This window comes from Shewanella sp. Sh95, from assembly GCF_001308045.1.
GTDB classification, from domain to species: domain Bacteria; phylum Pseudomonadota; class Gammaproteobacteria; order Enterobacterales; family Shewanellaceae; genus Shewanella; species Shewanella xiamenensis.
This window is the reverse complement of the sequence record NZ_LGYY01000018.1, coordinates 17,382-32,811: the sequence shown is the minus strand read 5'-3', so window position 1 is coordinate 32,811 and position 15,430 is coordinate 17,382. Positions and strand designations below refer to the sequence as shown.

The following is a 15,430-nucleotide window of genomic DNA, read 5'->3' as shown; positions in this document are numbered from 1 at the left end:
TTCCACAAATATGCTTTTGTTTATTACTGTACTGAGTTTGTATCTAATTGCTCAAGTAGCAACATCACCATCAGCGCTGAATGGTAGCCCGCTTTCACAATATAGGAATCAAAATCGACGGGCGAGTCGTTGTTGGCGTTGTCAGAGAGCGAGCGAATCACCACAAATGGCACGCCAAATTGGTGGCACACTTGAGCAATTGCCGCGCCTTCCATCTCACAGGCCGCCATGGTTGGGAAGTGCTCCAACATGGTCTTGGTACGTACTGGATCGCAAATAAAGCTATCGCCAGTACAGATTAAGCCTTCAATCGCTTTCACTTCGCCTAATTGTGCGATGGCCTTATTGGCGGCTTCGACTAAGTATGGCGCCGGAATAAATGCCGCAGGTTGCTGCGCCATTTGGCCAATTTCGTAACCAAATGCGGTGACATCCACATCGTGGTGGCGCACTTCGGATGAAATCACGATATCGCCAATCGACAGTGAATCGACAAAACCACCCGCAGAACCTGTGTTGATTACCGCATCGGGGGCGTATTTATCAATCAGCAGCGTGGTGGCAATACTAGCGGCGACTTTACCAATACCAGAGCGCGTCACTACAACGTCTTTGCCCGCTAAGGTGCCAGCGATAAATTCAATACCCGCAATCGTTTGCGAAGAGGCGTTTGTCATAGCCGCAATAAGATGGGCAACTTCTGGCTCCATTGCGCCAATAATACCAATTTTCATGGGAGACCCTTTTGATTCAACTGAATGTGTGATGCCACTAAAAGAGTGGGATAACAGAATGGCGGCTAATATACCACAGTTATGCTTTGACGTTATTGTGGGATTGCGATTGCTTGATTGGGATAATGTTAAACGGCGAATGGGTAAAAAAATGCGCACCCTAAGGTGCGCCAAAATTCACAAGCAAATGGTGGACTCGTGGGTACGAGTCCGAGACTCACAGGTACAGCGGTACAACAAAAAACAATTAATCTAAGTAGTTAAGAATACCTTGCGCGGCATCACGTCCTTCGGCAATTGCGGTCACAACCAGATCCGAGCCACGGACCATATCGCCGCCAGCAAATACCTTTGGATTGGTGGTTTGGAATGGGTTATCAGCCTGTTTACTGGCTTTTACTCGGCCCCATTGGTCGAGTTCTATGCCGTAATCGGCAAACCAAGGCGCAGGGCTAGGTTGGAAACCGAAGGCGATAATCACCGCATCGGCGTCGAGTAACTGCTCGCTGCCTTCAATTGCTTCAGCACGTTGACGGCCACTCGCATCGGCTTTACCCATTTGGGTTTCAACGCATTCCACACCCACCACTTTACCGTCCTGGGTTTTAATCGCCACGGGTTGACGATTAAACAGGAAGTTCACTCCCTCTTCACGGGCGTTTTGCACTTCGCGGCGTGAACCTGGCATGTTGGCTTCATCACGGCGATAGGCACAAATCACACTGCTGGCACCTTGGCGCACGGCGGTGCGAACACAGTCCATGGCGGTATCACCACCACCTAAGACCACCACACGTTTACCGGCAAGGTTGAGGTAAGGGGTGTCTGGATTACTGCTGCCCATCAGATGATGAGTATTACCAATCAAGTAGGGCAGGGCTTGGTACACGCCTTGGGCATCTTCGCCCTCAAGGCCTGCTTTCATGGCGGTGTAGGTTCCCATGCCGAGGAAGACGGCATCGTATTCCTCAAGCAGTTGGTTAAAGGCAACGTCCTTACCCACAGTTACGCCTAGCTTGAACTCTATGCCCATGCCTTCTAACACAGTGCGGCGAGTTGCCATCACGGCTTTATCCAGTTTAAAGGCGGGAATACCGTAGGTCAGCAGGCCACCAATCTGGGGATACTTATCAAACACCACAGCCTTAACCCCATTACGGGCAAGAATATCGGCGCAGCCTAAACCTGCAGGGCCTGCGCCGACAATCGCCACTTTTTCTTTACGGGGCGTGACCTTGCTCATATCCGGACGCCAGCCTTGGGCGATGGCGGTATCGGTAATGTATTTCTCCACATTACCAATAGTCACTGCGCCAAAGTCGGCGTTTAGGGTACAAGCCCCTTCACAGAGTCTGTCCTGTGGACAGACGCGGCCGCAGATCTCGGGCAGGGTATTGGTCTCATGGACTAAGTCCGCCGCCTCCATGATTCGGCCCTGTTGCGCCAGTTTCAGCCAGTTGGGAATATAGTTGTGCAGCGGGCATTTCCACTCACAATAAGGGTTACCACAATCGAGACAACGGTCCGCTTGTTCACTCACCTGTGCTTGTGCAAAGGGCTGATAAATCTCAATAAACTGAGTCGAACGCTTTGCCGCAGGGTGTTTAGTTGGATCTTTACGACCCACTTCAATAAATTGAAAATCGTTACTCATCTGCTATTACCCCGCTTTTACTGCCAGTTCCGGGCTCGATTGCTCTAATTTGAGCAGATCTGCAACGGCGATATTTTTCGGTTTCACTAATACAAAGCAATCTAACCAGTTGGCAAAGTCGCTTAAGATCATCTTCGCGTGCTCACTGCCAGTCTCGGCCACATGCTCCTCAATCAAGCCTTTTAAATGTTGCTGATGAATAGGCGATTCGAGCTTTTGGGTGTCTACCAGTTCGCTATTGACGCGGCGATTAAAGCGGCCAAATTGGTCGAAAACATAGGCAAAGCCGCCCGTCATCCCCGCGCCGAAGTTGACCCCGGTTTTACCTAGCACGACCACAATCCCGCTGGTCATGTATTCGCAGCCGTTATCGCCTAAGCCTTCAACTACGGCGATGGCGCCCGAGTTACGTACCGCAAAGCGTTCACCCGCTTGGCCCGCGGCGAAGAAGCGTCCGCCAGTCGCACCATACAGACAAGTGTTACCGACAATCGCGCTGCGCTCGCTCTGGAATGGGCTACCCAGCGGTGGATAAATCACAATCTTGCCGCCCGACATGCCTTTACCAACGTAGTCGTTGGCATCACCGCAGAGCTTGAGTTCAAGGCCTGGGCTGTTCCATACCCCAAAGCTTTGGCCGGCACTGCCGTTAAAGCTGAGTTTTATCGGTGCCTTAGTGCCTTTAACACCAAGGGTGGTCGCGATATAGCCCGATAGGCGTGCGCCCACTGAGCGGTCAGTGTTGTTGATACTGTAAGCTGCATCGAAACACTCGCCCTTATCGACTGCACTCTGGCACTCGTTGAGCAAATGTTGGTTGAGTAAGCCTAAATCTGCTGGTGGATTGGTTTCCTGCCAGGTGCGCGAGGTGCTGGCCCTGACCTTCGGCTGATACAGGATCGGCGCTAAATCGAGTCCGCGTTGCTTATCGGTTTGGCCTTCTAAGGTATGTAGCCACTCACTGCGGCCGACTAAGTCTTCGAACTTGCTGACCCCTAGGGTTGCCATCCATTCGCGCACTTCCTCGGCGACAAACTCAAAGTAAGTCATCACTCGCTCTGGTAAGCCGTGGTAGTGGTTATCGCGAAGTTTCTTGTCCTGAGTTGCGACACCGGTAGCGCAGTTGTTCAGGTGGCAAATACGCAGGTACTTACAACCTAAGGCAATCATGGGCACAGTCCCGAAGCCAAAGCTCTCGGCGCCGAGTAAGGCTGCTTTGATGACGTCGGTTCCGGTTTTTAGGCCGCCATCGACCTGCAAGCGGATCTTATGGCGTAGGCCATTTTCCACCAGAGATTGATGCACTTCGGCAAGGCCAAGTTCCCATGGGCTGCCGGCGTATTTCACCGAGGTGATAGGGCTCGCGCCCGTGCCACCATCGTAGCCAGAAATAGTGATCATATCGGCGTAGGCTTTTGCCACTCCAGTGGCGATCGTGCCGACACCTGGCTCAGACACTAACTTCACGGAGATCAGTGCCTTGGTATTGATTTGTTTTAAATCGAAAATCAGCTGGGCTAAGTCTTCGATAGAATAAATATCATGGTGTGGCGGTGGTGAAATTAAGGTTACACCGGGGCGCGCGTGGCGCAGCCCTGCAATTTCTACACTCACCTTATGGCCTGGCAGTTGTCCGCCTTCACCGGGTTTTGCACCCTGGGCAACTTTAATCTGCAACACATCGGCATTGACTAGGTAATGGGCGGTTACGCCAAAACGTGCCGAGGCAATTTGTTTAATCGCCGAGTTACGTTCGGTGTTAAAGCGGCGAGCATCCTCACCACCTTCACCCGAGTTAGAGCGGCCACCTAAACGGTTCATGGCAATGGCTAATGCTTCATGGGCCTCGGGGCTTAAGGCACCGATACTCATGGCCGCACTGTCAAAACGTGGGAACAAGTTACTAGCAGCCTCGACCTTATCCAGTTCAATTGCAGCTTGGTCAGCCTTAATGCCAATCAAATCCCTTAGGGTGGCAACTGGTCGGTTATCGACTAATTCGGCAAACTTCTTATAGGTCGCAAAATTTTTGTCGATTAAGGATGCCTGCAATGTGTTGACCACATCAGGGTTGAAGCAGTGGTACTCACCGCCATCCACGTATTTGAGTAAACCACCCTGTGGCAGTGGCACATGGGCGCGGTAAGCGGCTTTATGCAGCAGCGCTTGATCGTTGGCGATATCCTCAAAGCTTGCACCTTCTATACGGCTCACCACACCTTTAAAGCACAGTTCAATCACATCACTGGCGATACCAATGGCTTCAAACTGCTGGCTACAACGGTAGGAGCCGACGGTGCTGATCCCCATCTTAGACATGATCTTACGTAGACCCTTCTCGATGCCGTAACGGAAGTTGAGCATCAAGGCTGTGGTATCGGTTAAATCATGGCGTTTAGCCAGATCTGAGATTGATTCATACACTAAATAGGGATAAATCGCCGTGGCGCCAAAGCCGAGTAGCACTGCAAAGTGGTGCGGATCTCGCGCCGAAGCGGTCTCGACAATGATGTTGGTATCGCAGCGCAGGCTCTTACTCACCAGCATTTGTTGCACCGCGCCCACCGCCATGGCTGCTGGAATCACCTGCGCCGATTTATCAATTGCGCGGTCGGATAAAATCAGCAGCGTAGTGCCACTGCGGGCTAAACGCTCAGCTTCTGAGGTGATGCGGCGAATCGCCTGTTCTAAGCCTTCTTTCGGCTCGTAGTTTAAATCGACGATATTGGCGCGATAGTAAGTGCTATCTAATCCGAGTAATTGATTGAAATCACTGAATAATAATATCGGCGAGTTGAACATCACTCGATAGGCATGGCCAGTAGTTTCGTTGAAGAGGTTTTGTTCGCGGCCAATGCAGGTCGCCAGAGACATCACGTGCTTTTCACGCAATGGATCGATAGGCGGGTTAGTGACTTGAGCGAATTTTTGCCTGAAATAGTCATAGAGCGAGCGTGACTTTTTCGACAATACGGCCATTGGCGTATCATCGCCCATGGAGCCAGTCGCTTCTTCGCCTTGTTTTGCCAGTACCCAAATCACTTGTTCAAGCTCTTCGCGGGTGTAACCAAATTGCTTTTGGTATTGCAGTAGTTGCTCAGGACTTAATTCACTGGCGCCATGTTGCTCTGTCGTTAGCTGCTCGGCAGGAATTAAAGTACGACTGTTTTTCGCCATCCATTCTTTGTAGGGGTGGCGACGCTTAAGATCGTTATCGATTTCGAATGACTGATATAACCGGCCATTTAATGTATCTAACACTAACAGCTCGCCTGGGCCGACACGGCCTTTTTCAATCACTTCATCGGCGGCGTAGTCCCAAATGCCGACTTCTGAGGCAAGGGTTAAGATACGATCTTTGGTGATCACATAACGAGATGGGCGCAGACCGTTACGATCGACCGCGCAAGCGGCGTGGCGACCGTTGGTCATTACGATACCTGCAGGACCATCCCATGGCTCCATATGCATGGAGTTAAAGTCATAGAAGGCTTTTAGCTCGTCATCCATCTCAGGGTTACTTTGCCATGCTGGCGGGATCAGCAAACGCATGGCGCGGTATAAGTCCATCCCGCCAGAGAGCAGCATCTCGAGCATATTGTCGAGGGAGGAGGAGTCAGAACCCGTTTCATTCACAAAGGGTGCCGCCTGCTGTAAGTCAGGCAGCAGCGGCGAATTAAATTTATAGGCACGGGCACGGGCCCATTGGCGGTTACCGGTAATCGTATTGATCTCGCCGTTATGGGCAAGATACCTGAAGGGTTGAGCGAGTGGCCATTTAGGTGACGTATTGGTTGAAAAGCGTTGATGGAATAAACAAATAGAGCTCTTCAAACGGATGTCGGCAAGGTCGGGATAGAATGCGGGCAGGTCGGCTGGCATCATCAAGCCTTTGTAGACGATGACTTGACCTGAAAGACTTGCGACATAAAAGTCTTTATCGTCAGTAATTTGTTGCTCTAAACGGCGGCGAGCCATGTAGAGACGTCGCTCAAGGTCTTTCTCACGCCAACCAATGGGGGCGTTAATCAGCACTTGATAGATTTGCGGTAGGCTCGATTTACCAATCTCACCCAATACCTCAGGATTGATAGGGACTTTACGCCAACCAGCGATACTTAATGTTTCACGCTCCAGTTCGCGTTCGAGGATGAATTTAGCTTGGTCGGCTAATTCCTCATCTTGGCTTAAAAACAACATGCCTACAGCGAATTTGCGGCTCAAGTGCCAGTCATTTTCTGCGGCTACGGCCTCAAAGAATTGCAATGGTAGCTGCATCAATAAACCACAGCCGTCCCCAGTTCGACCATCAGAGGCGATACCGCCACGGTGTTTCATGCGATCAAGGCCATGGATAGCTGTGCGCACGATACGATGACTGGCTTCGCCATCCATTTGTGCAATCAAGCCAAACCCACAATTGTCCCGCTCAAAACTGGGATGATATAAGCTCATACAAAAACCTCCCTTGACCTCAACGAAATTACTACTCGGGAGAAATGTAAAGACTTTCTATAGATATGCACCCGAACCACCCAAATTATCCTGAGATTAACTAAAGGTCAAACCAAAATTTTGCATAAAATATGGGTATTAATTCATGTTTCATACACAAAACACAATTGCTTGACGTTAACGTTAACTGATTAAAGTGTCGTATAACATTATGAATAAAAAGAATTTTAAAAAAATGAAAAACTTGTAAGTTACCAAAATGTAACATTGGCGCGGATTGTTTTTGATTTAGAAATAGTGATTTTTATTGCAAATACAGTGTTTGTATAAAAATATGAAATAAGTGAATTGTTATTCTTTTTGGTTGTGAGTGCTATCACAGAATGTAAAGGCCCTGTGAGGGGCGGCTCAGGTTTTTAGCTTGGATATGGTGAATATTATGAGAGTTTGATTTACCGCCAAGAAAAGTGTGGTCGCTTTGTTTATCATGAGTTTTTTCGTCTATCTACACATCATTATTTCTTCTTTCTTGTGATTTTATCTTGGTTATTTTTAATGAAACGACATGAAATATGGCAGGTGAGCTAATGGGGCTCGATGCATACGTAAACACATTTGGTGCTGTTTGTAAGGCTAAATACGGTGAGCGATTACGCAAGCTCACCATAGATGCCAAATTCACTTGTCCTAACCGTGATGGCACTCTGGGACGTGGCGGTTGTACCTTTTGTAATGTGGCCTCTTTTAGTTATCAGCAGACGGAAACGCTCAGCATTAGTGAGCAATTACAGCAGGGGAAAGCCCGTTATAAAGAGGCGAAACCTAAGCTGAACGCAGATAAATTTATCGCGTACTTTCAAGCCTATACGAGCACCTATGATGAATATCAAGTGTTGATGGCTAAATACGATGAAGCGGTCAAGGACAGTGAGATTGTGGGCCTGTGTGTTGGCACTCGTCCTGACTGTGTGCCAGATAATGTGTTAGATTTACTAGCAAGTTACCAGCAAAAAGGCGTTGATGTGTGGTTGGAGCTTGGATTGCAAACCGCCAATGATAGCACTTTGCATAAGATTAACCGTGGGCACGATTTTGCCTGTTATTGCGATACCGTTTTGCGGGCGAGAAGTCGAGGATTAAAGGTGTGTACTCACCTTATATTAGGTTTACCCGGTGAGACTCGTCTCGATTACATGGCGACCCTTCAGGCCGTGCTGACGCAGGGCGTAGATGGTTTAAAGCTTCATCCATTACATGTGGTTGAGGGCAGTACTATGGCAAAAGCTTGGCGCGCAGGGCGCTTACCTTTGCTCAGTATTGAGGAGTATGCGGCTTGTGTCGGCGAACTGGTTCGGCATACACCGAAAGAGGTGATATTTCATCGGGTGACCGCCTATGCGAAAAAACCGATACTGCTGGCACCCGATTGGTGTGGTTATCGTTGGAATGGCTTAGTGGCGATTGTTGAGGATCTTGCGAGCAAGGGTGGACAAGGGGCGGCATTAGCGCGACCATAATGTCCATATTTGCTGAATGGATTCATTTGGTAATTTTTTATCGCTAATAGTATTTGATATAGTTGATTTTTTGTTAATAAAAACATCTTTTGACCACAAATGCTGCTATAAGTTGCACTGACAATTTTAGTGGGTATCATGTCATAAATTTGTTTTAAGCATTGGACTACTTAAGGGAGGCCTAGATGGCCACAGTTGAATTAGAGACAATTCTAGATCTCAATACGTTAGAACAGTATTGCAGCGCGATTGGTGCCGGTACTTTGCTAAAGAGCGTGGTGTTATTTGAGCAATTAATGCCTGAATATGTTGGGAATCTAGTAAAGGCTAACGAAGCTGCTGACAAGGACACTTTATGTTCTGAGGCCCACAAATTTAAAGGTGCAGCGGGTTCAGTTGGTTTAAAACGTATTCAGCAAATTGCCCAATTACTGCAGCATGGCGAAGAAGCGCGTTGGGAAGTTGAACATGCAACTTGGGTCGCGCAAATTGTTGAATTTGCGAGTGCCGATCTGCAGCAATTAAAGCAATTCTTACAGGCTAAAGCCTAGTTTGGTTTGCGAGGTGCGGCGTAAAGGTTGCACCTCGATAACTTCTTCCTTCTCGTTTTATCCCCTCTTTTGCTTTTCCCTCCTTTATTCTGAGTCGCCTCAAGCGTTTTACCTTGATTGAAAATCGATTTTGCTCACACTATTGAGTAATTTAGCCGCGTTTTAGTTGATAACTTATGGTAGAGTTGATTAAATTTATTAATTCATAACCGTAGTGGCAATCGATAAAATGAAAAATTTACCTAGCCTTAAGAATCTATATTACTTGGTGAATCTTCATCAAGAGCAGAATTTTAATCGCGCCGCTAAGGTGTGTTTTGTCAGCCAATCGACTCTGTCAAGCGGCATTCAGAATCTTGAAGAACAGCTTGGCCACCAGTTAATTGAACGGGATCACAAGTCTTTTATGTTCACCGCTATTGGTGAGGAAGTGGTGCAACGTTCTCGCAAAATCCTCACGGATGTAGATGATTTAGTTGAATTGGTTAAAAACCAAGGTGAGCCTATGACGGGGGATATCCGCTTAGGTTGTATTCCTACCATTGCTCCATTTTTACTCAGCCGCGTTGTCAAACAGTGCCAACACGCTTATCCCGCGATGAGCCTATTACTCAAAGAGGATACAACAGAGCGCTTACTCGATGCGTTGGGTAAAGGGGAGTTAGATATACTCATTCTTGCTCTACCCGTTGATACCAGTGGCTACCACAGCATGAAGGTAGGTATTGATCCCTTTAAGATGGTTATCCACAAAGATTTAGTGGGGGGAATTCATCAGCCGATCGATTATCAGACATTACCTGATGAGAGTATTTTTCTGTTGCAGAGCGAGCATTGTATTACTGGCCATGCCATTACTGCTTGTCAGTTGGGCGACAGTGCTAAAGTCAATCCTTTTGCTGCCACGAGTCTGCATACCTTAGTACAAATGGTAAATAGCAAACTGGGCACAACGTTCTTACCGCAAATGGCGATTGATGCAGGGATCTTGAATGATACCGATCTGGTGGTCATGACTCCGCCAGGTGAAGCGCCATATCGCGATATCGGTTTAGTATGGCGACAAACAACCAGCCGAATTTTAACTTTCCGTACGCTAGGTTTATTGATCCAAAAATTGTTAGCTAACGAAACCGCATAATCACTGAGTATTTTTGCTTTTGGTGAGTTTTATAAAGGGGAAACACCAAACACTTCAATCGAGTGTTGTTTCCCTTTTAATTTAATCGGGCCCAGATTAGTCAAACGATACTCACTGTTAGGATTATCGAGTCGTCCCGCTAAGGCGCCAGAGATCAACATACGCTGTCCTAAGGGATTACATTGATCCTGCAGTCTCGCTAACGTATTTAGTACATCACTAAAGAAGCTAATTTCTTGTTTTTGAACACCAACAACTGCAGCAACGACTTGCCCACAGTGAGCCGCCGCTTTAAATTTAGGCACAAAACCATAGTGTTCTTCAAAGTAACGTCTCTGCCAATTTAATTGCTGGCTAAATTCAAAATAGATATTCATGCAGCGGTCGTGCACAACACCTTCCTCTAAGGGCCAATGGATTAATACGGCATCACCCATATAGCGGTAGATTTCAGCTTCGTTATTACTCACAGTATCTGAAAGTAAGCTAAAACTATCTTGGATTAGGCGACTAAAGCGATAATCGCCAAGGGATTCAGCGTGAGTTGTTGAGGCGACCATATCTAAGTAAAGAAATAAACGCTGTTCGTATCTTGGCTTATGGTATTTACCTAAACCAATATTGAGTAAAATACGTGGCCCAACTAAAAGCCCCATCTGCTCAACAAAGGCTAAGCTCACTCGTACAACGACTAAATAAACAATTAAGGCTTGGAATGAGGGACTATAGAGAATATGCGCCGTAAGCATTTGTCTAAGGGTCGACATGTGATTTTCAATGGCCCACATATTTAGAAATTGGGTCATATAAGCTAAGGTTGTTGCACCCAATAACAGGAACAATCCTTTAAAAATGACTGAGAAGATATAAGGTAGGCGATTGATAGCGCTAAAATCAGCTATCAGATTGGACATCCAGTGTAAGCTGCCAAAAATAATCCCCATATAGACGGCGAGTGTCGCGAGATCAGCCGAACCTACAGCCCATTGCGGCAGTTCTGGTGATTGGGCATATCGAAAAAACACGAATGCAGCCATGGCTATCGCCCAAGCTAATATCGCAAAAAGAAGTTTTTTCGCTTGTCTACGAGTTCTCACAACGGGTTTTGTATCCGAATACGGCCATATATTTCAGGATGCCGTAGTTTATAGAAAATCATCACTAGAGTGCCAGTGATATTTGTGATCTGGATCAATACAACGCTATATAGCTACAAAAATTTAACCAAACACTTTATTTAATATCATTGCTGTAAAGGCGGTCTTGAGATAAAAACCGCGAGGATTGGTCATTTTGAGGCTGCCATCCTCGGCAATACTTTGAGTCAATGCCTTACTATTAGCGGCTTTAGGGCGTAATTGGAGAACTTCACCGTGCCTAGCGGTGAGATTTTCGACTTTACCAAGAGCAATCAGCTCCATGATTTCTTCCCAATCCTGTTGCAGTAATGCTTGCTCTTGTGGATCGGGCTGCCACAGTATTGGTGTGCCAACTCTGCGTTCACCCACAGGGATATGTCGCTCCCCCTCTACTGGTACCCACAGTACTCGTTGTAACTTGTGACACACTAAGCTGTCTTGCCAAGTTAATCCTTCGATATTGGTCAGCGGTGCAACACACACATAGGTGGTTTCTAGTGGTTTGCCCTGATGATCAATGGGGATAGTTTTTAGCTCTACTCCGAGGTGAAGAAAATCTTGTTCGGGTTTCGAACCTGCTATCGCACCTAATTCCATTTCAATGAGTTGTCCCACCCAACCTTTATCGCGTTTCAGATTGACGGGGACATGAATACCGCGATGGGCAGCAATTTGCGCCAAAGATACGCCGGCCATCATATTAGCGCGTTCGAGCAATTCGCTCAGATTTTGAGGGGGAATAATAGGTTTCATAGGCGAATTTTACTGGAAAATAACTGCTTAGCAACCAAGGTCAAAAAATGAACATTAAAATAAGAATAAACGCATTGCTAACTTTTTGTATTTAACAATATGATTTTTATTGTTTTTATCTGATTTTAGGCAAGTGTCAGTTAAAGTGTTCAAAGTTACTCTCGGCTTTCCCTTGCGTTTCTCACATATTTATCCACAGATATTATGGATAACTCACAATGCGTGTGCCTTTAACTGAATAAAATCTTTGAGTCAATGGTAGTAAGTGGCATTTTTAAATAGGGATGTGGGTAATTTTGGGTGTGCTCTGTGTATAACATTTAAGGATTACTCTAATTAAATAATAGGATTTATTTTAGGTTAAAAAGTGAGCGTTTGTGTATTTGGATAGATATCTTGTAAATTATTAAGGTTTATCCTGATGATTTATAGGTTATTTTTTTAATGTGGTATGCGTTGTGATGTATATTCTATTTGTTGTTTTTTGAACGATATACCTAGTTTACCCTAGTTTCAAACAGAGATATCCACAGAAAATGTGGATATCCCCTTAAATTAATTCGATGAGTTGTTGATAAAGTAGTAAGTTGAAACTATTTATCCAAAGATAAGCTGAAAATAGAGGTTTGCTGAGAGACGGGCTTTGTGAAACAATCGCTTTATTAAAATTTATCCTTATTTGGAGTCCATGTGATTGATAGCGACGGCTTTCGCGCAAATGTGGGCATAATAATTTGTAACAGATATGGCCAAGTCATGTGGGCCAGACGGTTTGGACAACACTCATGGCAGTTTCCTCAGGGCGGTGTAGATGATGGTGAATCGGCCGAAGAGGCTATGTACCGTGAATTGTATGAGGAAGTTGGCTTAAAACCCGAGCATGTCACTATATTAACCTCGACGCGCTCTTGGCTAAGATACCGTTTACCTAAACGCTTAGTGAGACAGGACAGTAAGCCTGTGTGTATTGGCCAAAAGCAAAAGTGGTTTCTGTTACAACTAAAAAGCCAAGATAGTGCGATTAATTTAAGTTCTTCAGGCCACCCTGAGTTTGACGATTGGCGCTGGGTAAGTTATTGGTATCCGGTGCGGCAGGTTGTCTCATTTAAGCGTGATGTTTATCGTAAGGTCATGAAAGAATTTGCGGTAACGGCATTGTCATTCCAAACCCAGGAAATACCGAGGAAGCGGGTAAGACAAAAGACAACGGGCTGATTTTCAAAAGAGGATTGAAAACAGTGTTAAATACGCTCAGGGATATTACCCAAGCTGTGGCTTCTGCCCACAGCTTAGAAACCGCATTAGAAGTCCTAGTTTCATCGACCAAGGCTGCGATGGAAACCCAATGTTGCTCGGTCTATATCCTAGAGCAGCAAGAACTCGTTTTATCCGCAACCGATGGTCTCGAAAAGAGTGCTGTCGGTCGAGTGCGCATGCCTTTAACTCAGGGCTTGGTGGGCTTAGCTGCCGAGCGTGAGGAGGCGGTGAATTTAGCCGATGCACGTTTACATCCGCGCTTTAAGCTCTTTCCCGAGGTTGCAGAAGAAGAATACCGTGCCTTTTTAGCTGTCCCTATTATTTATCAAAAAGCGGTTGTGGGTGTGATTGTGGTGCAGCAAGCTAGTGCACGGCAATTTAGTGAAGGCGAAGAAGCCTTTTTAATGACCTTGGCTGCACAGCTTGCGATGGCGATCCGAGGATTAAAACAAAAGGCGCAGGTCAGTTCACTCCATCAACAGATTTTATTCCAAGGGACATCCGCATCCAGTGGGATCGCTATTGCACACGCGTTAGTGCTCGGTGGGGAGATTTCCCTCGAACAGCCCGATGTGCGCTGCGAGGACATTGTCCTTGAATCCAGCCGTTTAGTCGCGGCAATGGGGCGTTGTAAAGAGGCGATTGGTGCGCTATCTCAGCGTTTCGACCGAGAACAGGATGAGGAGGTCGCCTCAATATTCAATGCCTTACAGTTACTACTTGATGATGCCAGCCTCGGTGGTGAATATACCCGTGAAGTACAGCAGGGCTGGGAGGCTGAATCGGCGGTGAGCCGGGTTTCGTTGCGTTATATTCAGCAGTTTTTGGCGATGGAAGATCCTTATCTCAAGGAGCGGGCCAGTGATATCCGCGATTTGGGGCAAAAGGTGCTAAGGCAATTGATTGAGCCTGAGCGATTAGAGCATGAACCTGATAAACCTGTAATTTTAGTGACGAAAGAAGCCGATGCTACAATGTTGGCTGAATTTCCTCGGCAAAAATTAGCCGGGATTGTGACCGAGCTCGGTGGCGTTAACTCCCATGCGGCGATTTTAGCGCGTGCGCTTGGTGTACCTGCGATTACAGGCGTTGAACAGTTGCTTTCCGCTGATATTGATCAAAAGCTGTTAGTCGTCAATGCCAGCCGTGGGCAGCTTATGGTGTCGCCATCGCCTGCTATTGTTAGCGAATATCGCAGCCTTATCTCAGCGCAAAAAGCGTTGCAGCGCCAATACGCACAGGAGTTAGCGCTGCCTTCTGTGATGCTTGATGGCACGCGAATTAGACTCTATCTCAATGCGGGATTACTCAGTGGTGTCGCCTCGGAAATTGCCGAAGGGGCAGATGGTATTGGGTTATATCGCACTGAAATCCCCTTTATGTTGCAGCAGCGTTTTCCGAGTGAATCCGAGCAGGTAAAGGTTTATCAACAGGTACTCTCAGCGGCTTCGGGTCGCCCTGTCGTGATGAGAACCTTAGACGTTGGCGGCGATAAGCCTTTGCCGTATTTCCCGATTAAAGAAGACAATCCTTTCCTCGGTTGGCGTGGTATTCGACTATCACTGGATCACCCTGAGCTGTTTCTTGTGCAGTTAAGGGCCATGTTACAGGCTGGCGCAGAAGGCAAGCAGTTAAGCATTTTGTTACCCATGGTCAGTAATTTAGATGAAATCGATCAAGCGTTAGCCTACCTAGAGCAGGCTTATGTTGAACTCAAAAATGATGTCAACAGCAATATCGAAATGCCGCGTATTGGCATAATGCTCGAAGTGCCTGCAATGCTATATCAGTTAGATGAAGTGGCAAAGAGAGTGGATTTTGTGTCAGTTGGGAGTAACGATTTAACCCAATATTTACTCGCAGTCGATCGCAATAACCCGAGGGTCAGTTCATTATTTGACAGTTATCATCCGGGGATTTTGCGGGCCTTACATCAGGCAAGAATAGATTGTGAATATCATCATCTTGATATCAGTATCTGTGGTGAGTTGGCTGGCGAGCCCATGGGCGCGATCTTGCTTGTGGCGATGGGATACAACCAATTGAGTATGAACCAAGGCAGTTTAGCGCGAATTAACTATCTGCTGCGCCGAGTCTCTGGTGATGATTTAGCACAGTTACTCGCGCAGGCGTTAAGTCTATCTAACGGTTTCCAAGTGCGTGAGCTGGTTAAAGAATATTTTACTCAGCAAGGATTAGCCACAATTCTTAATTAACTAATCGTGCCTT

Annotated in this window: 10 protein-coding genes; 5 read left to right on the top strand and 5 right to left on the bottom strand. The window is 46.8% G+C overall.

Annotation, left to right across the window (positions count from 1 at the left end; all coding sequences use genetic code 11):
* Positions 1 to 23: 23 nt before the first annotated feature.
* The 3 genes from AEA42_RS00970 to gltB all read right to left on the bottom strand — a co-directional run bounded on the left by AEA42_RS00970 (position 24) and on the right by gltB (position 6,843).
* Complete coding sequence (locus AEA42_RS00970) at positions 24 to 734, bottom strand: 5'-methylthioadenosine/adenosylhomocysteine nucleosidase (RefSeq protein ID WP_055646706.1); 711 nt, start codon at positions 732 to 734, stop codon at positions 24 to 26.
* A gap of 247 nt (positions 735 to 981) precedes the next feature.
* Positions 982 to 2,388, bottom strand: a complete 1,407-nt coding sequence (locus tag AEA42_RS00960) for an FAD-dependent oxidoreductase (protein ID WP_047537757.1) — start codon at positions 2,386 to 2,388, stop codon at positions 982 to 984.
* A 6-nt stretch (positions 2,389 to 2,394) separates the two neighbouring features.
* Positions 2,395 to 6,843: a glutamate synthase large subunit gene (gene gltB, locus AEA42_RS00955; RefSeq protein ID WP_055646704.1), complete on the bottom strand. Its 4,449-nt coding sequence runs from the start codon at positions 6,841 to 6,843 to the stop codon at positions 2,395 to 2,397.
* A 587-nt stretch (positions 6,844 to 7,430) separates the two neighbouring features.
* Here gltB and AEA42_RS00950 point away from each other — a divergent pair.
* The 3 genes from AEA42_RS00950 to oxyR all read left to right on the top strand — a co-directional run bounded on the left by AEA42_RS00950 (position 7,431) and on the right by oxyR (position 10,052).
* Positions 7,431 to 8,360, top strand: a complete 930-nt coding sequence (locus AEA42_RS00950) for a TIGR01212 family radical SAM protein (RefSeq protein WP_055646725.1) — start codon at positions 7,431 to 7,433, stop codon at positions 8,358 to 8,360.
* A 185-nt stretch (positions 8,361 to 8,545) separates the two neighbouring features.
* Positions 8,546 to 8,911, top strand: a complete 366-nt coding sequence (locus tag AEA42_RS00945; protein ID WP_037415552.1) for an Hpt domain-containing protein — start codon at positions 8,546 to 8,548, stop codon at positions 8,909 to 8,911.
* Between the two features lie 229 nt (positions 8,912 to 9,140).
* Positions 9,141 to 10,052, top strand: a complete 912-nt coding sequence (gene oxyR / locus AEA42_RS00940; RefSeq protein ID WP_050991326.1) for a hydrogen peroxide-inducible genes transcriptional activator OxyR — start codon at positions 9,141 to 9,143, stop codon at positions 10,050 to 10,052.
* Between the two features lie 29 nt (positions 10,053 to 10,081).
* Here the strand turns inward: oxyR and AEA42_RS00935 are convergent, their stop codons facing one another.
* Entirely contained in the window at positions 10,082 to 11,149 is a 1,068-nt protein-coding gene (locus AEA42_RS00935; protein WP_037415556.1) for an adenylate/guanylate cyclase domain-containing protein, read from the bottom strand.
* Positions 11,150 to 11,272: 123 nt separating this feature from the next.
* Entirely contained in the window at positions 11,273 to 11,944 is a 672-nt protein-coding gene (gene mutH, locus AEA42_RS00930) for a DNA mismatch repair endonuclease MutH (protein WP_037427588.1), read from the bottom strand.
* 690 nt (positions 11,945 to 12,634) lie between these two features.
* Between mutH and rppH the strand changes: the two genes are divergently transcribed.
* Together rppH and ptsP are read left to right on the top strand one after the other, a co-directional pair.
* On the top strand, positions 12,635 to 13,159 hold the full coding sequence (rppH, locus tag AEA42_RS00925; RefSeq protein ID WP_037415562.1) for an RNA pyrophosphohydrolase: 525 nt from the start codon (positions 12,635 to 12,637) through the stop codon (positions 13,157 to 13,159).
* Between the two features lie 23 nt (positions 13,160 to 13,182).
* On the top strand, positions 13,183 to 15,417 hold the full coding sequence (gene ptsP / locus AEA42_RS00920; RefSeq protein ID WP_055646703.1) for a phosphoenolpyruvate--protein phosphotransferase: 2,235 nt from the start codon (positions 13,183 to 13,185) through the stop codon (positions 15,415 to 15,417).
* The last annotated feature ends 13 nt before the right edge of the window (positions 15,418 to 15,430 follow it).

Excerpts from the sequence above, each read along its gene's own strand:
- AEA42_RS00970 (WP_055646706.1), bottom strand. The coding sequence starts at position 734 with ATGAAAATTGGTATTATTGGCGCAATGGAGCCAGAAGTTGCCCATCTT.
- AEA42_RS00960 (WP_047537757.1), bottom strand. The coding sequence starts at position 2,388 with ATGAGTAACGATTTTCAATTTATTGAAGTGGGTCGTAAAGATCCAACT.
- gltB (WP_055646704.1), bottom strand. The coding sequence starts at position 6,843 with ATGAGCTTATATCATCCCAGTTTTGAGCGGGACAATTGTGGGTTTGGC.
- AEA42_RS00950 (WP_055646725.1), top strand. The coding sequence starts at position 7,431 with ATGGGGCTCGATGCATACGTAAACACATTTGGTGCTGTTTGTAAGGCT.
- AEA42_RS00945 (WP_037415552.1), top strand. The coding sequence starts at position 8,546 with ATGGCCACAGTTGAATTAGAGACAATTCTAGATCTCAATACGTTAGAA.
- oxyR (WP_050991326.1), top strand. The coding sequence starts at position 9,141 with ATGAAAAATTTACCTAGCCTTAAGAATCTATATTACTTGGTGAATCTT.
- mutH (WP_037427588.1), bottom strand. The coding sequence starts at position 11,944 with ATGAAACCTATTATTCCCCCTCAAAATCTGAGCGAATTGCTCGAACGC.